We start from the raw sequence: 22,191 nt of genomic DNA, 5'->3' as shown, positions 1-22,191 counted from the left end.
CATTGAGGGCGGCCGCGTCAGGGTCGTCGACGTGGTTGATCAGGACGCGGGCGTAGCCGACCGCCTCGCCGTCGACGTACGCCAGGTAGCGGCGCCGTCGCATGTGCAGGGGATGCCGGGCCCTCAGCCGATGCCGAGGACTCCCAGGCCCATCTCCAGCAGGATGGACACCGCGACGCCGAGGAGGACGAGCACGACGAACGGCCACGTGAGGTCCCGGGCGAGGGCCGCGGCGCGCGGCGAGCCGCTCCCGAGGGCGCCCGTCTGGATGGTGCGCGACGTGATCAGCCCGAGCTGGACGGTCACCATGGTCCAGACCACCATGCAGTAGAGGCAGAGGGTCCCGATGTCGTACACGGCCGAGTGCCAGAGCCACACGCAGAAGGCGAAGCCGGCCAGGATGCACGCGTTCATCAGCAGCCAGTACCAGCGCGCGAAGCGAGCGCCGGCGAACAGCGACATGGCGACGGTGATGAGCACGGAGAAGGCCACGACGCCGATGAACGTGTTGGGGAAGCCGAACGTCTGCGCCTGCCAGGACTGCATGACCTGCCCGCACGAGACCCACGGGTTCAGGTCGCAGCTCGTGCGGTGGGTCGGGTCCGCGGCCAGGATGGAGCGCTCGATGATGATGACGACGGTCGCCGCCATCGCGATGAGCGACGTGACCAGCAGCATCCACGCGGTTCCCCGGGTGCGGGCGTACCAGGGTAGGTCGAGGTCGAGGTCGAGGTCGAGGTCGCGGTCGGCGTGGGGGGAGGCGGACGCGGTGGGGGCGTCGAGGGCGCCGCGGGTGGAGGAACCAGGCATGTCCCGAGTCTAGTTCCGCGCCGGTGTGAGAGAATCGGCTCGGCCGTCCCGTGCCCACACCACGGGCCGTCCCGCTGTGCGCCCGACGACGGGCCGCCGCCGTCGCGTCGGCCGCGGGGAGTGTCCCCGTGCCGAGGTCGGCTCGGTCGATCCGATGCCGCCCCTGCGCCGATCGGCGAACCAGCCATCGAGCAGGCCCGGTTCGGCGCACACAGCGGTTCAGGCCCAGGACCCCTCCCGGGGCCCCGGACCCGTTCACCAGACGACTTCTCTCGGTGACCGCCTCCCGGCGCACCCCGGGCGCGCGAGCGCCCGCGGGGCAACGCGGCCGGGGCGCGGTCCGTGACACGCCGTGCCGGCGGTGCGTGTGGCGCCGACGGGCGGCGGGAGGTGCTGCCATGGCGGCCAATGAGAACCAGACCCCCGCGGACGAACGCTCCGCATCCCAGCCCGTGTCGGGCGAGACCGTCCTGTTCGATCCCCGTGACCCCTTCGCGGTCCCCGAGAACGTGATGGAGGTGCTGCGGACGCGTCCCGCGCGTCCGCAGCACGCGGCGGACGACGACGAGGACCGCGGCCACGAGGACCACGACCAGGACGACCGTGACGAGTCCGAGGATCGCGGGGACCGCCCGGCCGTCTCCCGCCGCCGTCGCAAGCGCCGCCGCGGCGCCGTCGACATGGAGCTGGACGGCGGTGAGGACGGCGACCCGGAGCACACCGTGACCCGGGTGCGCGCCCCCCGCGCCGCCGCGGCCGAGGCCACGCGCTCGGACACCGTCCAGGGCGTCAAGGGCTCGACCCGCCTGGAGGCCAAGCGCCAGCGCCGCCGGGACTCCCGCTCGGGCGGCCGCCGCCGCACCGTGATCACCGAGGCCGAGTTCCTGGCCCGCCGCGAGTCCGTGGACCGCAAGATGCTCGTGCGCCAGCGGGACAGCCGCATCCAGATCGCCGTGCTCGAGGACGGCGTGCTCGCGGAGCACTTCGTCTCCAACACGACCCAGGACTCGATGATCGGCAACGTGTACCTCGGCAAGGTGCAGAACGTGCTGCCCTCGATGGAGGCCGCGTTCGTGGACATCGGCCGCGGCCGCAATGCCGTGCTGTATGCGGGCGAGGTCAACTGGGACGCCGCGCAGCTGGACGGCAGGCCGAAGAAGATCGAGAACGCGCTCAAGTCCGGGGACACCGTCCTGGTGCAGGTCACCAAGGACCCGGTGGGGCACAAGGGCGCCCGCCTGACGAGTCAGGTCTCCCTGCCCGGCCGCTACCTCGTGTACGTGCCCGGCGGCTCCATGACCGGCATCTCCCGCAAGCTCCCCGACGTGGAGCGCGCCCGCCTGAAGAAGATCCTCAAGGACCACCTCCCGCAGGACGCGGGCGTGATCGTGCGCACGGCCGCGGAGGGCACCTCCGAGGAGGAGCTGCAGAACGACATCAACCGCCTCCGCGCGCAGTGGGAGGGCATCGAGGGCCGGGCCTCCGCCGGCAAGGTGCTGGCGCCCGAGCTGCTGTACGCCGAGCCGGACCTGACCATCAAGACCGTCCGCGACGTCTTCAACGAGGACTTCTCGGCGATGATCGTCCAGGGCGAGCAGACCTGGGACAACATCGAGGCCTACGTGACCTACGTGGCCCCGCACCTGCTGGACCGCCTCCACCACTGGGTCCCCGAGGACCTCGAGGGCGAGGACCTGTACGCCACGCACCGCGTGGACGAGCAGCTCCACAAGGCCCTGGACCGCAAGGTCTACCTGCCCTCCGGCGGCTCGCTCGTGATCGACCGCACCGAGGCCATGACGGTGGTGGACGTCAACACCGGGAAGTTCACGGGCTCGGGCGGCAACCTCGAGGAGACCGTCACCAAGAACAACCTCGAGGCGGCCGAGGAGATCGTCCGCCAGCTGCGTCTGCGGGACATCGGCGGCATCATCGTCATCGACTTCATCGACATGGTGCTCGAGGGCAACCGGGACCTGGTCCTGCGCCGCCTCGTCGAGTGCCTCGGCCGTGACCGCACCAAGCACCAGGTGGCCGAGGTCACCTCGCTCGGCCTCGTGCAGATGACGCGCAAGCGCATGGGCACCGGCCTCGTCGAGGTGTTCTCCGAGACCTGTGAGCACTGCGCCGGCCGCGGCATCCTCATCCACGACGCGCCGGTCGAGAAGGGCCGCGTCCAGGCGGAGCCGCGCTCCGAGGGCGAGGGCCGACGACGCAAGCGCCGTCGCGGCTCCGACGTGGACGCGCCGCACGACGAGTCGACCACGGGCGAGCCCGATGAGGAGGCCTCGGACGAGGCCCGTCAGCGCCGCGAGCGGGCGGCCGCCGCCCGCGCCGCCCTCCACTCCATCGCCAAGGCGTCCGGCAAGATCGAGGAGGCCCCCGTCGAAGCCGCCTCCGATGCCGCCCCGGCCTCCGATGACCAGCGAGGGCAGGAACCGGAGGACGAGGAGTCCGCGCCGGTCGAGTCGGACCGCGGCACCCGGCCCGAGCGCGACAGCGCCGACGCCGAGACCGAGGGCGACGAGGAGAACGGCGGCCGCCGCCGTCGGCGCCGTGGAGGCCGCCGCGGCCGCGGGGGCGACGACGGCTCCCGCCCGTCCGGCGACGAGCGCACCGACTCCGGCCGGGACGCCCGCGAGGCCGCCCCGGAGCAGGAGTCCGCGACGACGGCGGACGTCCAGCCGGCCGGCGGCGTGCCCGCCCAGGCCGAGCCCGTCGAGTCGGAGCCTGCCGCAGAGCCCGTCCAGGCGGAGGCCCCGGAGGCCCCCGCCGCCGAGGAGGAGGGTGAGGGCCGTTCCGGAGGCCGCCGTCGTCGTGGCGGGCGCGGGCGTTCGCGCCGCGCGGACGCCGACCGCTCCGCCCCGGAGGCGCCGCGGGCTCCCCAGGATCCCGAGCAGACCGAGGCCGAGGCCTCGGCGGTCACGGACACCTCGGAGGAGCCGGAGACGGCTGCCCCGGCTCAGGCCGCACCGGCCCCCGACGCCCCCTCCGAGGCCACTCGTGAGGTCTCCGGGGTCATCACGTTCGACGGCGAGGACGTCCCCGTGCCGCGTCGTCGGCGGTCCCGCCGGGCCTCGAGCGACGGTGCCGTGCGTCCCGCCGCAGAGCTGAAGAGCCTGGAGGATGCCCTCGAGCGCCGCGGCGCGGAGGCGCCCGCCTCGGTGGCCGCCCGGGCCCCGGAGCCCGTGGCCGCGGAGGCGCCCGAGCCGGTCGCCGAGCCGGCACCCGCCCAGGCGCCCGAGCCCGTCGTGCCCGAGCCCGCTGTGCCCGCTGCGCCCGCCGCCGAGCGTCCGGCCCGCCGTCGTTCGCGGCGTGCCGTCTCCTCGGACGGCGTCCAGGTGGAGGTGCAGGACGCCTCGGCCGCCGCCACCGGGAGCCGCTTCACCGCCTCGGCCGCCGCTGCGCCGACCGAGCGCACCGCCGCGGAGGCCCCGGCCCCGGTCATGCTGGGCGTGGGCGTGAAGGCCGCGGACCTGGCCCGACGCTGACGGGCCGCTGCTCGGCGCGTCGCCCCTCTCGGGGGCGCGACGCGCCGAGCGTGTCGCGATTGGTGCGGGTGCGGGGGACGCAGTATGATGAACAATCGGTGTTCACCGCCCGCACGCTCCTGCATGTCCCGGTGAGGGACCGTCGTACCCGGGCGCACGCTGCGGTCGAGGTACGGGTGTGAGAACACAGCCGAATCCATTGAAACGTCGAGAGAAGTGAGTCCCAAGTGGTGTACGCGATTGTCCGCGCTGGCGGCCGCCAGGAGAAGGTTTCCGTCGGAGACCTCGTTACCCTTGACCGCGTCCCCGCTGAGACCGGTGGCTCCGTCGAGCTGCCCGCTCTGATGCTGGTGGACGGGGAGAAGGTCACGGCAGGCGCCGACGCCGCCGGTGTGAAGGTGACCGCCGAGGTGGTCTCCCACTCCCGCGGCAAGAAGATCGTCATCCAGAAGTACAAGAACAAGACCGGCTACAAGAAGCGCCAGGGCCACCGCTCTGAGCTGTCCACGGTCAAGATCACCGGGATCGCCTGAGCCGTCACCGGCTTCGCGCACCCCGAGCATCCGAGAGGTTAGGCAACAGCAATGGCACATAAGAAGGCCGGCAGTTCCTCCAAGAACGGCCGCGACTCGAATCCCCAGTACCTCGGCGTCAAGCGCTACGGCGGCGAGGACGTCAACGCCGGCGAGATCATCGTCCGCCAGCGCGGCACCAAGTTCCACCCGGGCCAGAACGTGGGCCGCGGCAAGGACGACACGCTCTTCGCGCTGTCGGCCGGCTCCGTGTCCTTCGGTCAGCGCCGCGGCCGCAAGGTCGTGGACGTGGTCGCCGCCGCCGAGTGATCCCACTCGCGGCCTGAGCGCGGGCCACGCCTCCCACCCGGAGGCGGTCCGCGCGGCTTGACGCCCCGGCGGGGGCGGGTCACTGTTCTCAGGACCCGCTCCCGCCGTCGTCGTCTCACCCCTTCTCTCCCACCGTCAGGATCCTCCCCATGGCAGCCTTCGTGGACCGCGTCGTCCTCCACCTCACCGCCGGCAACGGCGGGCACGGGTGCGTGTCCGTGCACCGTGAGAAGTTCAAGCCCCTCGGCGGTCCCGACGGCGGCAAGGGCGGCGACGGCGGCGACATCACCCTCGTGGTGGACTCGCAGACCACCACCCTGCTCAACTACCACCACGCCCCGCACCGCTCCGCGGAGAACGGCCAGCCCGGCATGGGCGACCACCGGGCGGGCAAGGACGGCACGTCCCTCGTGCTGCCCGTGCCGGACGGCACCGTGGTGAAGGACGAGAACGGGAACATCGTGGCGGACCTCGTGGGGGAGGGTGCCACCTACGTGGCCGCGGCGGGCGGTCAGGGCGGGCTCGGCAATGCGGCGCTGGCCTCCGTCAAGCGCAAGGCCCCGGGCTTCGCGCTCCTCGGCCTGCCGGGGGAGAGCCGCGAGCTCTCGCTCGAGATCAAGACGGTCGCGGACATCGCCCTGGTCGGGTTCCCCTCCGCGGGCAAGTCCTCGCTCATCGCGGCGATCTCGGCGGCGCGCCCCAAGATCGCGGACTACCCCTTCACCACGCTCGTGCCGAACCTCGGCGTCGTGCAGGCCGGGGAGGTCCGCTACACCGTGGCGGACGTGCCGGGCCTCATCCCCGGAGCCTCCGAGGGCCGCGGCCTCGGCCTCGAGTTCCTGCGCCACGTGGAGCGCTGCGCCGCGCTCGTGCACGTGCTGGACTGCGGCACGATCGAGCCGGACCGCGACCCGATCGCCGACTTCGAGGCCATCGAGGCCGAGCTCGAGGCGTACGCCGTGGAGCCCGTCTTCTCCCAGGGCGGCGACGGCGTGGTGCCGCTCAACGAGCGCCCCCGCCTCGTGGCGCTGAACAAGACCGACCTGCCGGACGGCGCCGAGATGGCGGACATGGTCCGCGCCGAGCTCGAGGGCCGCGGCCTGCGGGTCTTCGACATCTCCGCGCTGGCCCGCGAGGGCCTGGAGGCCCTCAAGTACGCCATGGCCGACCTGGTCACGCAGGCCCGCGAGCGGGTCCCCGAGCCGGAGGCGCCCGCGCCCGTCGAGGTGCCCCGCCGCTTCCACCGCAAGGGCGAGCGCGGGGAGTTCACCGTGGTCCGCGAGGAGCGCAACCTCAAGCCCCTGTTCCGCGTGCGCGGCGAGAAGCCCGAGAAGTGGGTCGCCCAGACCGACTTCGTCAACGACGAGGCCGTGGGCTACCTCGCGGACCGGCTGCAGCGCCTCGGCGTCGAGGACGGCCTGTTCAAGGCCGGCGCGACGCCGGGCGACGCCGTGGTGATCGGCGACGACGAGTCCGGTGTGCTCTTCGACTGGGAGCCCACCCTGTCCGCCGGCGCCGAGCTCCTCGCCGGCCCGCGCGGCACCGACCTCCGCCTCGACGAGCGCAGCCGCGCCACCCGCGCGGAGAAGCGTGCCGAGCAGGACCAGCGCCGGGCCGCCCGTGCCGCCACGCGGGCTGAGATGGAGGCGGAGCGGCGCACCGGCCTCTGGACCGTGGACGAGACCGAGGACCCCGACCGAGAGGACTGACCCATGTCTGCACGCCGCACCGTCGTCACCCGCTACGCCACGCCCGCCACGGGCGGGCCGGAGGACCCCAAGGCCAACCCCGTGACCACGCGGGAGACCCTGCCGGCCGCGCGGCGCGTGGTCATCAAGATCGGCTCGTCCTCCCTCACCACGCCGACCGGCCTGAACACCGAGGCGATCGATGCGCTCGTGGACGTGATCGCGGACCTGCGCTCCCGCGGCACGCAGGTGGTGCTGGTCTCCTCGGGCGCGATCGCGGCGGGCTTCCCGCAGCTGGGCCTCACCCGCCGCCCCAAGGACACGGCCACGCAGCAGGCGGCCGCCTCGGTGGGCCAGGGGAGCCTCATGGCCCACTACTCCCAGAGCTTCGCCCGGCACGCCACCACCGTGGGCCAGGTGCTGCTCACGGCGGAGGAGCTCATGCGCCGCGGCCAGTACATCAACGCGCACCGCTCGCTGGCCCGCCTGCTCACGATGGACGTCATGCCGATCGTCAACGAGAACGACGCGGTGGCCACCCGCGAGATCCGCTTCGGCGACAACGACCGCCTCGCCGCCCTCACCGCCAACCTCGTGAAGGCGGACCTGCTCGTCCTCCTCTCGGACGTGGACGCGCTGTACACGGGGCACCCGTCGCTGCCGGACTCGCGGCGGATCGCCACCGTCTCCTCGGACGAGGACCTCGCGGGCGTGGACGTGCGCACCCCGGGCTCCGCCGGCGTCGGCACGGGCGGCATGGTCACCAAGGTGGACGCCGCCGGTATCGCGGCCACCACGGGCATCCCCACGCTGCTGACCTCGGCGCCCAACGCCGCCGCCGCCTTCGCGGGGGAGGACGTGGGCACGTGGTTCGAGGTGGCCGGCCGGCGGCGCTCGGCCCGCGCCGCGTGGCTCGGCCTCACGGCCGAGGTCCGGGGCCGCCTCACCATCGACGACGGCGCGGTCGCCGGCGCGATCGACCGCGGGCGCTCGCTCCTGGCCGCCGGCATCACGGACGTCTCCGGGCAGTTCACGGCCGGCGACGTCGTCGAGATCGCGGATCAGGACGGCCGGGTGCGGGCCCGCGGCCTCGTCCAGTACTCCGCGTCCCAGCTGCCGCGCATGCTCGGCCGCTCCACGGCCGTCCTGAAGGAGGAGCTCGGCGCAGGCTACGACGGCGTCGTGGTCCACGCGGACGACTGGGTCCGGCTCGCCCCCTCGCACGCGGCCTACAGCTGAGCGCGAGCCGCGCCCTGCGTGCCCGCCGCCCCGTTCGCTAGGGTGGCGGGCATGGACACGGAGCAGAACGCCCAGCAGCAGCCCGCCCCCGACGTCGTGGAGGCGATCCGCAGCCGGTCCGCGTGGGCGCGGGCCGCGTGCGGCGAGCTCGCCCGCGCCGGCCGTGCCCGCAAGGACGAGACGCTCCTGGCCCTCGCCTCCGCCCTGCGCGCGAACGGCCCAGCCATCCTGGCGGCCAACGCGGAGGACGTGGAGCGCGGGAAGGCCACCGGCACGACGGCGGCCCTCCTGGACCGCCTCACCCTCGACGACGACCGCCTGGAGGGCCTCGCCGTCGCTCTGGAGGACCTCGCCGCGCTGCCCGATCCCGTGGGCGTGGTCGTGCGCGGCCGCAGCCTGCCCAACAGCGTCCGCATGCAGCAGGTGCGCGTGCCCCTCGGCGTCGTGGGCGCCGTCTACGAGGCGCGTCCCAACGTCACCGTGGACATCGCCGGCATCGCGCTGAAGTCCGGCAACGCCGTGATCCTGCGGGGCGGCTCCGCCGCGGAGCGCACGAACACCGTCCTGGTCCAGGTCCTGCGGGAGGCGGTCGGCGCCCAGGGGTTCGACCCCAACCTCATCCAGGGGATCGACGACCTGGGCCGGCCCGGCGTCGCCGCCCTCATGGAGGCACACGGCTCCGTGGACGTGCTCATCCCGCGCGGCGGCCGGGAGCTGATCCAGCGCGTGGTCCGCGAGTCGCGCGTCCCCGTCATCGAGACCGGCGAGGGCAACGTGCACCTCTACATCGACGCCTCCGCGCCCGTCGAGATGGCGGCGGACATCGCCCTGAACGCCAAGACGCACCGCACCTCCGTGTGCAACGCCGCCGAGACCCTGCTGCTGCACCAGGACGCCGAGGCGGCGGGCCGCGAGGTGCTGCGCGCCCTCACGCGTGCCGGGGTCCTGCTCCACGTGGACGCCGGGGCCCGCGCCTGGCTGCCGGACGCCGCGGACAGCGGGCCGGCGGCGCGCACGGCCCTGGACGCCACCGAGGAGGACTGGGGCCGCGAGTACCTGGACATGGAGATGGCCGTGAAGACGGTGGGCTCCCTGGACGAGGCCATGGAGCACATCCGCCGCTGGTCCACGGGGCACACCGAGGCCATCGTCACCAACGACCTCGCGAACGCGGACCGCTTCGTGACGGAGATCGACGCGGCCGCCGTGATCGTCAACGCCTCCACCCGGTTCACCGACGGCGGCGAGCTCGGCCTCGGCGCGGAGGTCGGCATCTCCACGCAGAAGATGCACGCCCGCGGACCCATGGGCCTCGAGGAGCTGACCACCACCAAGTGGATCCTGCGCGGCGACGGCCAGATCCGGCGCTGACCGCCGCTAGGATGGACTGAGGCACACCCTGGCCGGGGCATGGACCCGGCCGTCGCACCCACGCACCGAGGAGCACCCATGCTGAACAGCGCACTGATCCTGGCCGCCGCGGAGGGCCACCACGTGGTCCACGAGCTGCCCATTCCCGCCATCTGGTACGGGATCATCATGTTCCTGCTGCTGATGGCCTCCCTGCTGGCCATCATGTCCATGCGGTCCGTGTCCCTGCGCCACCCGGAGCCCACCACCACGGTGCAGCGCCACGGCGGGCACGGCTCCACCGGCTCGCACGGCGCCGGCCACTGATCGTGTCCGCCGACGCCGGACGGCGTCCCCGCCTCGGCATCATGGGCGGCACCTTCGACCCGATCCACCACGGCCACCTCGTGGCGGCCAGCGAGGTGGCCGCGGAGTTCGACCTCGACGAGGTCGTCTTCGTGCCCACCGGCCAGCCGTGGCAGAAGTCGGACAAGAAGGTCTCCCCGGCCGAGGACCGCTACCTCATGACCGTGGTCGCCACGGCCTCCAACCCGCGGTTCACGGTGTCCCGCGTGGACATCGACCGCCCGGGCGACACCTACACCGCGGACACCCTGCGCGACCTGCGTCGTCTGAACCCGGACGCCGAGCTCTTCTTCATCACGGGCGCCGACGTGCTCGCCCAGATCCTCACGTGGAAGAACGTGGACGAGCTGTGGGACCTCGCGCACTTCGTGGGCGTCACCCGGCCCGGCCACGACCTCACGGACCTCGGCCTCAAGGACGACATCTCCCTCATGGAGATCCCGGCCATGGCCATCTCCTCCACGGACTGCCGCGCGCGCGTGGCCCGTGGCCGTCCCGTCTGGTACCTCGTGCCCGACGGCGTGGTGCAGTACATCAACAAGTACGGGCTCTACCAGCCCGAGGACGACGCGCACCCCGCGTTCGACATCGACCCCCAGGCTCAAGGAGCACCGTGACCGTTCCCCAGACCACCCTCGACGCCCTCACCGTGGCCGCCGCGGCCGCCGCGGAGAAGCTGGCCACGCACGTCGTGGCCGTGGACGTGGCCGAGCGCCTCGGCCTCACGGACGCGTTCCTCATCGCCTCGGGCGCCTCGGAGCGTCAGGTCAACGCCATCGTGGACGGCGTCGAGGAGGCCCTGCTGAAGGACGAGCAGCTCAAGCCGCTGCGCCGCGAGGGCCGTTCCGACGGGCACTGGGTGCTCCTCGACTACGGGCACTTCGTGGTGCACGTGCAGCACCGGGAGGACCGCGAGTTCTACGCGCTCGACCGCCTGTGGAAGGACAGCCCGGCCATCGACCTGGGCCTGCCCGAGGAGGCCACCCGGCCCGACGCCGCCGGTGAGGCCTCGGACGCCGCCCACCAGTACTGAGCCGCCCGTGCGCCTGATCCTCCTGCGTCACGGCGAGACCGACTGGAACGCCCTCGATCGGTACCAGGGCCGCACCGACGTCGACCTCAACGCCGTGGGCGAGCGGCAGGCCCGCTCGGCCGCCGCCGGAGCGGTGGGGGACCTCCTCCAGGACGCCGACGAACTCGTCGCCGTCTCCTCCCCGCTGTCCAGGGCGCAGCGGACCGCCCGCATCGTGCTCGAGGCCGCCGTCGGCGCGGTGGACCTGGCGCTGGATCCCGAGCTCATGGAGCTGCACGGCGGCGAGTGGGAGGGCCTCGAGCTCTCCGCGATCGCCGAGCGCTGGCCGGCGGAGCACGAAGCGTGGCGGCGCGTGCCGTCCCTCGACGCCGGGCCCGTGGGCGGCGAGGTGCTGCGCGACGGCGGCGCCCGGGTGCTCCGGGCCGTCGCCGCCCACGTGCCCGCCTCATGGACCACCGGCACCGCGGGCGGTCGCGGGGCCGGTCCTGCGGCCGGGCCGGCGGACGACCCGACGCGGACCGTCCTGGTGGTCGCCCACGGTGCAGTGCTCCGCTCCGCGGTGGGGCAGCTGCTCGGCCTGGAGGGGGATCGCTTCGCCGCGCTCGCCCGCCTCGAGAACGCGCGGGCGGCCGTCCTCGAGGGATCCTTCGACGGGGGAGGCGTGCACGATCCTGCGGGCACTGCCCGCACGACAGGCGACGGTGCGTGGGAGCTGCTCGGCTACAACGTGTGATCCAGGCCGGGGCCGGGGCCGATTTGTCCCGCCGTCCCGGCCGGTGTACAGTGGTCGAGTTGCCAGCGAGGCGAACGGAACGGAAACGATTCGTAAACGTCGCGGGGAACACCGGCTCTCGGGGGTATGGCGCAGTTGGTAGCGCGTCTGCATGGCATGCAGAAGGTCAGGGGTTCGAATCCCCTTACCTCCACCGAAGAGCGATGGCCCGGTCCCTCAGGACCGGGCCTTCGTCGTCGTTGGGGCCCGGGGCAGACCGCCCGTTCGGCTCTTGCGGCCTGGAATGCCCGGACCGGCACGACTGCCCGCTCGCCGGCGCTGCCCCGTGGGCGTCGATTTGCAGCCGAGGTTCCAGGGCCGCTATGCTGTCCTGGTGCTTCCGGCGGTTCACCGCTGTGGGAAAGCACCTGACTTGGGGGTATGGCGCAGTTGGTAGCGCGTCTGCATGGCATGCAGAAGGTCAGGGGTTCGAATCCCCTTACCTCCACCAGGGAAGGCCCCGGTCCACGTGGACCGGGGCCTTCGTCGTCTCAGAGCCCCGCCAGCAGCAGCTCGAGACCGGTCTCGAACGGATCGTCCGCGTAGGGGTTCACCCCGAGCGTCCCGACGGCGGGACCCTCGTCGGTCGCGTGGCTCCCGTCGATGCCGATGCCGATGTCGCGCCGGCAGGCGGCGGCCGCCGCCTGGAATGCCGGCAGCTCTCCCGGCGCGGCGGCGACCTCGAAGAGGTGGGCCGGCGCGTGGACGTCGAAGGCGGAGCCGTAGATGAACGACTCCAGGGCGATGATGCGGGGGAGCACCTCGGTCTCGGCCACGCCTGCGGTGCCCAGGGCCGCCGCCACCGCGTCGTACATGCGCTGCGTCTGCTCGGCACCCGCGATGGGGAGGGTCGCGATCATCGGGATGAGCGGGGTGTGGCCGGCGAACACCCGCCGGTACGAGTGCGCCCAGTCGCGCACGGCCTCCCGCACGGGGACCTCGCCGGCCACGGCGGCGCGCAGCCCGTCCACCTCGACCTCGCCCATGACCTCGTCCTGCAGGAGCGCGAGCAGGTCCGCCTTGCCCGTCACGTGGTTGTACAGGGCGCTCGGCGCCACGCCGAGGCGACGGGCCACCGCGGCCATCGTGAGCCTCTCGTAGCCGTGTGACCGTGCAACCTCGAGGGCAGCCGTCGCGATGCCCTCGCGCGTGGCGGCCTGGTGCCGGGGGCGGCCTCGACGGCGGCCGGTGCCGGAGGCCGCGGCGGGGGAGTCGGGTTCCTCTCTCACTCGTCCACGCCGGACGTGCGACGTCGTCGTCATCGGCGCCGGTCCCGCCGGCCTCATGGCCGCCCGCACGGCGACGGCGGCCGGCCTGTCCGTCACCGTCCTCGAAGCGCGCGAGCGCGTCGGCGGACGGACGTGGAACGGCCTCGTCGAGGACGAGCAGGGCCGCGACCACTTCATCGAGATCGGCGGTCAGTGGATCTCTCCTGACCAGACCCGACTGATCTCCCTCGTGGAGGAGCTAGGCCTGCCCACGTTCCAGCGGTACCGCGAGGGCAAGTCCGTGTACCTCTCCCCGGACGGCGAGCGTCACGTGCATGACGGCGACATGCCCGTCTCCGCGCGGACCCAGGCCGAGATGGACCGACTCATCGCCGAGCTGGACACGCTCGCGGCGGAGATCGGCGCCACGGAGCCGTGGGCCCATCCGCGGGCCGCTGAGCTGGACGCCATCCCGTTCCGCATGTGGCTGGCCTCGCTGAGCGATGACCAGGAGGCGATCGACAACGTCTCGATCTACGTCGCCTCGGGCATGCTCACCAAGCCCTCCAGCACGTTTTCGCTGCTGCAGGCCGTGCTCATGGCCGCCTCCGCCGGCTCCTTCTCGAACCTCGTGGACGAGGACTTCATCCTGGACCGGCGTGTCGAAGGCGGAATGCAGTCCGTGTCCCGCGCGATGGCCGCGACACTCGGGGACGACGTCGTCCTCGGCCAACCCGTACGCACCCTCCACTGGGCCGAGCCCGACGAGGCCACCGCGGACGCCAAGAACGCGGTGGCCGCGGACGTGCGCAACGGCGTCGAGCACGACGGCGGCCCCGGCCGCGTCCTGGCCGTCACCGACGGGCTCGAGGTCGAGGCCCGCTACGCCGTCCTGGCCGTGCCGCCGAACCTGTACTCGCGCATCTCCTATGTCCCGCCGCTGCCGCGTCGGCAGATGGTGGCCCACCAGCACCTCTCCATGGGCCTCGTGATCAAGGTGCACGCCGTGTACGAGACGCCGTTCTGGCGCGAGGAGGGGCTCTCCGGCACGTGCTTCGGCGGTGGCCGCCTCGTCCAGGAGCTCTACGACAACACCAACCGCGGCGTCAACGACGCCGGTGGCGAGGCGGGCATCGAGGACTCCTTCGGCACGATGGTGGGCTTCGTCTCCGACGTGCACGCCGAGCGCATGTGGGAGCTGCCCGAGGCCGAGCGCCGCGAGGAGATCCTGGCCGCGATGGCCGAGTACCTCGGCCCGAAGGCCAAGGAGCCGGTGGCGTTCTTCCTCTCCGACATGGCGGCGGAGGAGTGGACCCGCGGCGCGTACGCCACGAGCTATGACCTCGGCGGCCTCTCCCGCTGGGGCCACCTGCAGAACCAGCCGGTCGGGCCGATCCACTTCGCGTGCTCGGACATCGCGGCCGAGGGCTACCAGCACGTCGACGGGGCCGTCCGCATGGGCGAGGCTGCCGCGCAGGCCATCGTGCACCGGGAGGGTCAGGCATGAGCTCCTCCGCCCGCGGCCCCCGCGACGACGCCGACGGCAGCCACGCGGCGGACGGACCGGGCCACCACCACGAGCTCGCCTACCCCAGCACGAAGGAGGTGCAGCAGGTCTCCCTGCTGAACCCCGGCGCACCCGCCCAGACGGGCGTGGCCGAGAAGGGCCCGACCATCGGCACCGTCGGCACGTTCGTGCCGGCGATCCTGCTGCTCGGCTTCCTGCCGATGCTTCTGGTGGCCATCGGCTATCGGGAGCTCAACAACAAGGTCCCCGACTCCGGCACGTCCTTCACATGGGCCACCCAGGCCTTCGGCCCCTACGTCGGCTGGATGGGCGGCTGGGGGCTCGTGGCCGCGTCCGTGATCGTGCTGTCCAACCTCGCCGCCGTGGGCGTGGACTTCACGTTCCTGCTCCTGGCCGAGGTCACGGGCCGGCCCGAGATCGCGGACCTCACCACGAACCTGTGGATCAACATCCCGCTCACCCTGGTCTACCTGGCGGCCGCTGCATGGATCTCCTACCGCGGCATGGACGCCACCAAGAACCTGCAGTATGTGCTCGTGGTGTTCCAGCTCGTGGCCCTCGGCGGCTTCGCGATCGCCGCCATCGTGCAGGCCTCGAGCGGCACCGGCTTCGACGTGACCCCGTTCCAGTGGGAGTGGTTCAACCCCTTCGCCGTGGGCGACTTCTCCGTGGTGGCGGCCGGTGTCTCCCTCTCGATCTTCCTGTTCTGGGGCTGGGACGTCACCCTCACCATGAACGAGGAGACCAAGGACCCGGAGAAGACCCCGGGGCGCGCCGGGTCCCTCACGGTGGTCACCATCATCGCGATCTACGTGCTCGTGGCGCTCGGCGTGATCATGTGGGCCGGCGTCGGCACGGGAGAGCTGGGCGCGGGAAACCCGGACAACCAGGAGTCGCTCTTCGCGGTCCTGGGCGGACCGATCATGGGGCCGTTCGCGATCCTCATGTTCATGGCCGTCCTGGTGTCATCCCTGGCCTCCCTGCAGTCCACGATGGTGGCCCCGGCCCGCACCTTGCTGGCCATGGGCTTCTACCACGCGGTCGCGCCGGCCCTGGCCCGCGTGAGCGCCAGGCACCGCAGCCCCTCCGTGGCCACTTGGGTCTGCGCCGCGTGCGCCGCCGTGTTCTACGCCGTCACGCGCCTCATCTCGGAGAACGCCCTGTGGGACACCATCACGGCGCTGGGCCTGATGATCTGCTTCTACTACGGGATCACCGCCCTGGCCTGCGTCTGGTACTTCCGCCGCGAGTGGTTCGCCTCCCCGCGCGCCGTGTTCTACCGGCTCGTCGCGCCCCTGATCGGCGGCGTCACCCTCCTGGTGATGTTCCTGCGCACCGCGATGGACTCGATGGACCCGGACTACGGATCGGGCTCATCGGTGTTCGGAGTGGGTACGGTGTTCGTGCTGGGCACGGGCGTCCTGCTGATCGGCGTGGCGCTCATGCTCTGGACGCGCGTGCGCCACCCCGCCTACTTCCGGGGGGAGACGCTGCCGCGGACGGACTCGACCCGACCCATCCCGATCATCCGTCCGGACGACGACGGCACTGCCGTGGTCCGGGACCCGAACGAGAGGACCCACTCATGAGCACCCCCACCGGCTATCGCGTGCAGGACCCCAGCACCGACCAGGTCGTGCAGACCTTCCCCGCCCTCGCCGACGGTGAGGTCGACCAGCTGCTGGCCGCCGCCGAGACCGCCCAGCGTGCGTGGGCCGCCCGCCCCATCCAGGAGCGCGCCACCATCGTGCAGAAGGTCGCGGACCTCTTCGAGGAGCGCAAGGACGAGCTCGCGCAGATCATCGCCACCGAGATGGGCAAGCGCGTGACCGAGGGCGTCGAGGAGGCGGAGTTCAGCTCGGCCATCTTCGGCTACTTCGCGGACAAGGGCCCCACCCTCGCCGCGGACCGCCCCATCGAGACCTTCGAGGGCGGCCGCGCCATGATCCGCCACCTGCCCCTGGGTGTGCTGCTGGGCGTCATGCCGTGGAACTTCCCGTACTACCAGATCGCCCGTTTCGCCGCGCCGAACCTCATGCTCGGCAACGCGATCGTGCTCAAGCACGCCGAGATCTGCCCGCGCTCGGCCCTGGCCGTGCAGCAGATCATGGACGACGCCGGCGTGCCGGCCGGCGTGTACACCAACGTCTTCGCCACGCACGACCAGATCGCCGAGTTCATCGCCGACCCGCGCGTGGCCGGCGTCTCCCTGACCGGCTCCGAGCGGGCCGGCTCCGTGATCGGCGCGCTCGCGGGCCAGCACCTCAAGAAGGCTGTCCTCGAGCTCGGCGGTTCGGACCCGTACATCGTGCTCGACGCCGAGGACCCGGCCGAGGCCGCCCGCACCGCGTGGGCGACCCGCATGTACAACATGGGCCAGGCCTGCAACTCCAACAAGCGCATGATCGTCTCGGCGGACATCCATGACGCCTTCGTGGCCGAGCTGGTGTCCCTGGCCGAGGCCATGAAGCCCGGGGAGGCCGCCGACGAGGACCCGACGGTCTTCACCCCGCTGTCCTCGCGCGGTGCCGCCGAGGGCCTGGCCGAGCAGGTGGAGCGGGCCCGTCAGCAGGGCGCGACCGTCCACGTCGGCGGGACCGTCACGGACGAGGCGGGCGCCCGCTTCGCCCCGGCCGTGATCACGGGCGTCACCTCCGAGATGGACGCGTACCGCGAGGAGCTCTTCGGCCCCGTCGCCGTCGTCTACAAGGTGGAGTCCGCGGACGAGGCGCTCGCCCTCGCCAACGACTCCCAGTACGGCCTGGGCGGCGCCGTGTTCTCCCAGGACGAGGCCCAGGCCGAGAGGATCGCCCGGCAGCTCGAGGTCGGCATGGCCAACGTCAACACGCCGGCGGGCGAGGGGGCGGAGATCCCGTTCGGCGGCGTCAAGCGCTCCGGCTTCGGCCGCGAGCTCGGCCCGCTCGGCATGGACGAGTTCGTCAACAAGCAGATGTACTTCGTCCAGGACTGACACCCCACGACGACGACGGGCCCGCCTCCGGTGACCGGAGGCGGGCCCGTCCGCGTCCCGCCGGCGTGGCGGGAGCGATGGGTCAGCGACGCGCCTGGCGCACAGCGGGTTCTAGGCTGGCGCGCCCTTGTCCCTTCCACCGGGAAGTGGCCATCATGGACCGGTTCCCCCCCCTGAATCCCAGCAGAATCGAGATGTCTGATGTACCCCACCCCGATGACCTTCGACGTGGCGCGTGCCGGCCGCGCTCTCGCCCAGGTAAGTGTCCGCACCCTGGCCACCGCGGCCGGCCTCGAGAAGGTGCAGCTGCGCCGCTTCGAGAAGGGGCTGGCCGACCTGCGGGTGGACGAGCGTCTGCGTCTGGAGAAGGCCCTGCGGAAGTACGGCGTCGGGCTGGTCCCGGAGGACGAGTTCGGTGGCACGGGGGTCCGCCGGATCTTCACCGCCGAGAAGTCCCGGCGCATCGAGGCCCTGGAGAACGAAGGCGGCCCCGCGTACGAGGACGACATCTGAGTCCTCCGCCGATAGGCGGACGGCCCCGCATCCCGAACGGGATGCGGGGCCGTCGTCGTCGGTCCGCCGGAGGCGGGGCCTGCGGCGTCAGGCGCTCTTCAGCGCCGCGCTCACCTCGGCCAGCCCCTCGCGCAGCAGCGCCTCGCCGATGGTCAGCGGGGGCAGGAAGCGGACCACGTTGCCGTAGGTGCCGCACGTGAGCAGGATGACGCCGGCCTGGCGCACGGCGGCCGCCACGGCGTTGGTGAGCTTCGCGTCGGGCTCGCCGGTGGCGGGGTCCACGAACTCGACGGCCATCATGGCGCCGCGGCCGCGGATCTCCCCGATGCGGGGGTCCGGGTTCTGCTCGAAGTGCTCGCGGATGATCGTCTCGATCTTCTGCGCCTCCGTGAGCAGTCCGTCCTCCTCGATGGCCTCGATGACGGCGAGTGCGGCGGCCGTGGCCACCGGGTTGCCGCCGTAGGTGCCGCCCAGGCCGCCCGGGTGCACGGTGTCCATGATCTCGGCGCGCCCGGTCACGGCGGAGAGCGGCATGCCGCCGGCGATGCCCTTGGCGGTGGTCATCAGGTCCGGCTCGATGCCCTCGAACTCGGAGGCGAACCACTGGCCGGTGCGCGCGTAGCCGGACTGCACCTCATCGGCAATGAACAGCACGCCGTTGTCCTTGCACCACTGCACCACGGCCTTCAGGAAGCCCTCGGCCGGGACGATGAAGCCGCCCTCGCCCTGGATGGGCTCCATGATGACGGCGGCCAGGTTGTCCGCGCCGATCTGCTTCTCGAGGGCGCTGATGGCGTGCTTCGCCGCCGTGGCGCCGTCCAGCCCGTCCCGGAACGGGTACGACCCCGGCACGCGGTAGACCTCGGGGGCGAACGGGCCGAAGTGCTGCTTGTACGGCATGTTCTTGGCGGTCAGCGCCATCGTGAGGGTGGTGCGGCCGTGGTAGGCGTGGTCGAACGCGGCCACCGCCTGCTTGCCGGTGAAGGAGCGGGCCACCTTGACGGCGTTCTCCACGGCCTCGGCGCCGGAGTTGAACAGGGCCGTGCGGGTCTCCCCGGAGATCGGCGCGATGCGCCCGAGGGCCTCAGCCACGGCGATGTAGCCCTCGTAGGGCGTGATCATGAACGAGGTGTGCGTGAACTGAGCCACCTGCTCCTGCACGGCCTTCACGACGCGCGGGTGGGCAGCGCCCACGGAGGTCACGGCGATGCCCGAGGCGAGGTCGATGAAGCGGTTGCCGTCCACGTCCTCGACGATGCCGCCGGCGGCACGGGCGGCGTACACGGGCATGGTGGTCGCGACGCCGGCGGGCACGGAGGCCGCCTGGCGCTCCGCGAGCGCCTGGGACCTGGGGCCGGGCACGGGGGTGGCCAGGAGACGGGACTGCTCGACGCCCTCGGCTGAGAGGGGGGACTGGGTCATGGGTGGCACCTCGCCTGTGAGGCTCCGCGCGAGGGGAGCTGGGGATGGGGGCGCGCCCCGTGCGGGGGCGCGTGGCTCCATGATCCGGCGCACCCAGGCATGTCGTCCAATGAGCAGCGGGGATGAACTCTATGCTCATCTGTCATGGACGCCCGCCTCCTCGCCACCTTCGTCGCCGTCGCTGAGTCCGGCACGGTGACCGCCGCCGCCGAGCGGAGGGGCCTGGTGCAGTCCGCCGTGAGCCGTCAGCTGCAGCGTCTCCAGCGCGAGGTGCGCCTGGACGTCGTGGCCCGTGCCGGCACGGGGATCGTCCTCACCCCCGCGGGAGAGGCGTTCCTCCCCGTCGCCCGGCGGGTCCTCGCCGAGCACGCGGCTGCCGAGCAGGCCGCGCGGACCATCGCCGCCGGGCGCCTCATGGACGTGCGCATCGCCGCGCCCGGCACCACGCTGATCGACGTCGTCATCCCGTTCGTGGCCACCCTCGGGGCGGGCCAGCCGCGGGCGAAGGTGGCCGAGACGCCTCTCGACGTGTCCCTGGAGGAGGCGGTGATGAACCACGACCTCGTCGTGATGCCCTCGAGCCCGCGGCCCACGATCGCCTCGACGGCCCTGGTCGACCTGCCCCTGTGGGCGTACGTGGCGCCCGGCCACCCGTGGGCCGCGCGGCGGTCCGTCGCCCTCGAGGAGCTGGCCGCGGAGCCGCTCGTGGCGCCCTCGCGCAGCTTCATGTCCCGGCGGGTGCTCGACGGCGCCCTCGACGTCGCAGGCCTCACGGCACCGGACCTGACCGAGGCGAACTCGGGCCGCGTCGCGCAGGCACTCGTGGCCACGGGCAGCGGGGTGGCGGTGGTGACCGACGACCCGGCGTTCGACCTCGTGCCCCTGCGGGTGGTGGCCCAGGGACGCGACCTCCTCGTTCGACTGCACGCCGCGTGGCAGCGGGACCACTACTCGGCCGAGACCCTCGAAGACCTGGCCGGCCGACTGCGCTCGTTCGCGCGCTCGCGGTATCCGGACCGGCCCGCCCCTGGCCCGCATCTCGCACCGTCGAGCATCAGGTGAGCGTGTGGCCCACCGCGCGGAACGGGGCCCAGACGCGTCCGATGCACCGCAGTCTCCATGTCGTGCACATCACCAGCCTCCGGAGGGGACCCATGAAGGCCACCGCCACCGCGCGTCTGACCGCTTCCGGCTGGTGGACAACGTCGACCCCGCCGACGTCACGATCATCGTCACCACGGCCGCCGGCGAGGAGGTGTCCGTGCCGTTCGAGTTCGACACGGTGACCGACACCGGCGTCCTCACGGCGGAGACCCTCGCGGAGGCCCTGGGCGACGAGCTGACCGCCGGGTTCGAGCTCTCCGTCGACGGCGACGGCCAGCTGGCCTTCGGGGGTGCGTTCGACGACGAGGGCAACTTCACCGACATCGAGGCGGATGAGCTCATCCCCTTCGAGGCGGGGCGACCGTGGGCACCTGGTCCGTGACCACCGACCAGAACGCCACGGTGGAGGAGCCGCTGACCGTCGATGACGCGGGTGTGCCGGTCGCGATCGACGCGACGCTCATCAAGAGGCCGGAGCACGGCACCGTCGTGATCGGCGCGTCCAGCGACGGCTACACCCCGGACGAGGACTTCCTGGGACGCGACACCTTCACCGTGCAGATGACCTCCGGCGACGTCACCCGCACGGTCGAGTTCACGGTGGACGTGCTGGACCTCCCCGGTGAGTCCACGCCGACCCCGATCGAGCCTGCCGATCCGGCCGATCCGGCCGAGCCTGCCGAGCCGGCCGTCGAGGGCGACGGTCACACCGTCCCCGAGAGGGTGGAGACGGGCGACGCCGCGCGTTCCCTGCTCGGCGGGTCGCGTCACGGTGTCGTGACGCTGCCGGCGGGACGCGGCGTCGGTGGCCCGGGCCTGACATGATCGACGCCGACACCACCACGCATGAGGGAGCGGTCGATGAGCACGAACGTCAAGCGGGGCCTCTGGGCCGTCCTGCTGCTGGCCTGCATCGCGGCCGTCTGGTTCGCGGTGCGCGGGGGCCTGGCCCTCGGCGACACCCCGATCAGCGCTCCGCCGAGTGCCGCATCCACCTCGGCCTCGTCGAGCGACACCGCCTCGGCCGGCCCGACGCCGACCGAACGATCGTCGTCCGCCTCTGCCACGGCATCGTCGGCGTCCGTCACGACGTCGTCGAGCGCCCCGGCCTCCACCGCGTCCACGGGCAACGCGGTGGCCTCGGCCCCCACGACCGCCCCGGCGTCCAGCGCCCCGGCCGCCACGAGCGCCCCGGCCCCCACGACCGCCCCGGCCACACCGACCCCGAATGAGGCCCCGTCCTCCTCCACGGCCTCCGCGTCGGGGCTGCTGACCGGTCCCGCCGCCCCCTGGGAGGACATCGCCGCCGCCCCCGTGCACGTGGCGGTGTACCGCGGGCCGGATCGCAGCGCCGAGCAGATCGTGGGCGCCTCGATCGAGCTCACCCAGATGCGGGACGACGGCGAGATCAACCCCACTCCGCAGACCGTCGGCTGGTACGGGCCCCCGCAGTGGTCCACGACGCCGGGCGAGCGGTCGGGCTACCCCGGCGTGCTCGCCGGCCACATCATCCACTCCGGCTCCAAGGACGTCTTCTACCGGCTCCAGGAGGCGCGCGCGGGAGACGCCGTCGTGATCTCCTACGACGACGGCACCCAGGCGGCCTTCCGCATCCAGGACGACGCGGTCTCCGCGGACAAGACGGCCTTCACCCAGGACGAGGAATGGGCGTGGGCGTGGAAGCTGGACGTGCCCGGGAACGTGGTCACGCTGATCACATGCGAGCTGGTGGAGGGGTCCGGGATGACCGGATACTCGCTGAACAACTGGGTGGTGCAGGCGGACCGGGTCGCGTGAGCGCCGGGATCTGCGGGGGTACCCTGTGAGGGCCGGAGCGGGCTCCACCGCGCCGGA

General features: G+C 72.6%; 21 protein-coding genes and 2 tRNA genes. 20 read left to right on the top strand and 3 right to left on the bottom strand.

The annotated features are described in order from the left end of the window. Positions 1–123: 123 nt before the first annotated feature. Positions 124–810 (bottom strand): vitamin K epoxide reductase family protein, encoded by a 687-nt coding sequence (locus AB0302_RS10255; RefSeq protein ID WP_366371862.1) that lies wholly within the window; start codon positions 808–810, stop codon positions 124–126. 398 nt (positions 811–1,208) lie between these two features. Between AB0302_RS10255 and AB0302_RS10250 the strand changes: the two genes are divergently transcribed. The 12 genes from AB0302_RS10250 (at position 1,209) to AB0302_RS10195 (ending at position 12,042) form a co-directional block, all read left to right on the top strand. Then, positions 1,209–4,301 carry an Rne/Rng family ribonuclease gene (locus AB0302_RS10250; RefSeq protein ID WP_366371860.1) on the top strand — a complete coding sequence of 1,031 codons (3,093 nt, stop codon included), beginning with the start codon at positions 1,209–1,211 and terminating at the stop codon, positions 4,299–4,301. A gap of 227 nt (positions 4,302–4,528) precedes the next feature. Then, positions 4,529–4,834, top strand: a complete 306-nt coding sequence (gene rplU, locus AB0302_RS10245; protein WP_248114951.1) for a 50S ribosomal protein L21 — start codon at positions 4,529–4,531, stop codon at positions 4,832–4,834. A 51-nt stretch (positions 4,835–4,885) separates the two neighbouring features. Continuing rightward, positions 4,886–5,143, top strand: a complete 258-nt coding sequence (rpmA, locus tag AB0302_RS10240) for a 50S ribosomal protein L27 (RefSeq protein WP_319074922.1) — start codon at positions 4,886–4,888, stop codon at positions 5,141–5,143. 149 nt (positions 5,144–5,292) lie between these two features. After that, positions 5,293–6,852 (top strand): GTPase ObgE, encoded by a 1,560-nt coding sequence (gene obgE / locus AB0302_RS10235; RefSeq protein WP_298713436.1) that lies wholly within the window; start codon positions 5,293–5,295, stop codon positions 6,850–6,852. 3 nt (positions 6,853–6,855) lie between these two features. Next, complete coding sequence (proB, locus tag AB0302_RS10230) at positions 6,856–8,070, top strand: glutamate 5-kinase (protein ID WP_298713439.1); 1,215 nt, start codon at positions 6,856–6,858, stop codon at positions 8,068–8,070. Positions 8,071–8,121: 51 nt separating this feature from the next. After that, positions 8,122–9,441: a glutamate-5-semialdehyde dehydrogenase gene (locus AB0302_RS10225; RefSeq protein ID WP_366371856.1), complete on the top strand. Its 1,320-nt coding sequence runs from the start codon at positions 8,122–8,124 to the stop codon at positions 9,439–9,441. A gap of 78 nt (positions 9,442–9,519) precedes the next feature. Then, the gene (locus tag AB0302_RS10220; protein WP_248114942.1) at positions 9,520–9,747 is read left to right on the top strand and encodes a hypothetical protein; all 228 of its coding nucleotides are present in this window, start codon (positions 9,520–9,522) and stop codon (positions 9,745–9,747) included. Between the two features lie 2 nt (positions 9,748–9,749). Then, positions 9,750–10,403 carry a nicotinate-nucleotide adenylyltransferase gene (nadD, locus tag AB0302_RS10215; RefSeq protein ID WP_366371854.1) on the top strand — a complete coding sequence of 218 codons (654 nt, stop codon included), beginning with the start codon at positions 9,750–9,752 and terminating at the stop codon, positions 10,401–10,403. Then, on the top strand, positions 10,400–10,819 hold the full coding sequence (gene rsfS / locus AB0302_RS10210) for a ribosome silencing factor (RefSeq protein WP_248114941.1): 420 nt from the start codon (positions 10,400–10,402) through the stop codon (positions 10,817–10,819). The genes nadD and rsfS overlap by 4 nt, the downstream gene beginning before the upstream one ends. A 7-nt stretch (positions 10,820–10,826) precedes the next feature. Further along, positions 10,827–11,552, top strand: coding sequence for a histidine phosphatase family protein (locus tag AB0302_RS10205; RefSeq protein WP_366371851.1), 726 nt, complete (start codon positions 10,827–10,829; stop codon positions 11,550–11,552). 120 nt (positions 11,553–11,672) lie between these two features. Beyond that, positions 11,673–11,745, top strand: a tRNA-Ala gene (locus AB0302_RS10200). Between the two features lie 221 nt (positions 11,746–11,966). Further along, positions 11,967–12,042: transfer RNA gene (locus tag AB0302_RS10195), tRNA-Ala, on the top strand. 40 nt (positions 12,043–12,082) lie between these two features. Here AB0302_RS10195 and AB0302_RS10190 read toward each other — a convergent pair. Continuing rightward, entirely contained in the window at positions 12,083–12,820 is a 738-nt protein-coding gene (locus AB0302_RS10190) for a TetR/AcrR family transcriptional regulator (protein WP_366371849.1), read from the bottom strand. Between AB0302_RS10190 and AB0302_RS10185 the strand changes: the two genes are divergently transcribed. The 4 genes from AB0302_RS10185 to AB0302_RS10170 all read left to right on the top strand — a co-directional run bounded on the left by AB0302_RS10185 (position 12,780) and on the right by AB0302_RS10170 (position 17,811). Further along, complete coding sequence (locus tag AB0302_RS10185) at positions 12,780–14,306, top strand: NAD(P)/FAD-dependent oxidoreductase (RefSeq protein WP_366371847.1); 1,527 nt, start codon at positions 12,780–12,782, stop codon at positions 14,304–14,306. The genes AB0302_RS10190 and AB0302_RS10185 overlap by 41 nt on opposite strands. Next, positions 14,303–15,916: an APC family permease gene (locus AB0302_RS10180; protein ID WP_366371845.1), complete on the top strand. Its 1,614-nt coding sequence runs from the start codon at positions 14,303–14,305 to the stop codon at positions 15,914–15,916. Before AB0302_RS10185 ends, AB0302_RS10180 begins: the two co-directional genes overlap by 4 nt. Continuing rightward, a complete protein-coding gene (locus AB0302_RS10175) occupies positions 15,913–17,298 on the top strand; it encodes an NAD-dependent succinate-semialdehyde dehydrogenase (protein WP_366371843.1) in 1,386 nt (461 codons plus the stop codon). The genes AB0302_RS10180 and AB0302_RS10175 overlap by 4 nt, the downstream gene beginning before the upstream one ends. A gap of 201 nt (positions 17,299–17,499) precedes the next feature. Continuing rightward, positions 17,500–17,811 (top strand): hypothetical protein, encoded by a 312-nt coding sequence (locus AB0302_RS10170; RefSeq protein ID WP_366371841.1) that lies wholly within the window; start codon positions 17,500–17,502, stop codon positions 17,809–17,811. A gap of 87 nt (positions 17,812–17,898) precedes the next feature. On the opposite strand, the gene gabT is transcribed toward AB0302_RS10170, so the two are convergent. Then, positions 17,899–19,233, bottom strand: a complete 1,335-nt coding sequence (gene gabT, locus AB0302_RS10165; protein WP_366371839.1) for a 4-aminobutyrate--2-oxoglutarate transaminase — start codon at positions 19,231–19,233, stop codon at positions 17,899–17,901. Positions 19,234–19,377: 144 nt separating this feature from the next. On the opposite strand from gabT, the gene AB0302_RS10160 reads away from it, so the two are divergent. The 4 genes from AB0302_RS10160 to AB0302_RS10145 all read left to right on the top strand — a co-directional run bounded on the left by AB0302_RS10160 (position 19,378) and on the right by AB0302_RS10145 (position 22,134). After that, positions 19,378–20,295, top strand: a complete 918-nt coding sequence (locus AB0302_RS10160; protein ID WP_248118486.1) for a LysR family transcriptional regulator — start codon at positions 19,378–19,380, stop codon at positions 20,293–20,295. A 133-nt stretch (positions 20,296–20,428) separates the two neighbouring features. Continuing rightward, positions 20,429–20,719 (top strand): hypothetical protein, encoded by a 291-nt coding sequence (locus AB0302_RS10155; RefSeq protein WP_366371837.1) that lies wholly within the window; start codon positions 20,429–20,431, stop codon positions 20,717–20,719. Further along, entirely contained in the window at positions 20,701–21,162 is a 462-nt protein-coding gene (locus AB0302_RS10150) for an Ig-like domain-containing protein (RefSeq protein WP_366371835.1), read from the top strand. The genes AB0302_RS10155 and AB0302_RS10150 overlap by 19 nt, the downstream gene beginning before the upstream one ends. 36 nt (positions 21,163–21,198) lie before the next feature. Continuing rightward, positions 21,199–22,134: a class F sortase gene (locus tag AB0302_RS10145; protein WP_366371833.1), complete on the top strand. Its 936-nt coding sequence runs from the start codon at positions 21,199–21,201 to the stop codon at positions 22,132–22,134. Positions 22,135–22,191 lie beyond the last annotated feature (57 nt).

The sequence above is a fragment of the Micrococcus sp. NPDC078436 genome, assembly GCF_040702705.1.
Taxonomy (GTDB): Bacteria; Actinomycetota; Actinomycetes; order Actinomycetales; family Micrococcaceae; genus Micrococcus.
The sequence above is the reverse complement of the archived record's forward strand: the minus strand, read 5'-3'. Positions and strand labels throughout refer to the sequence as shown.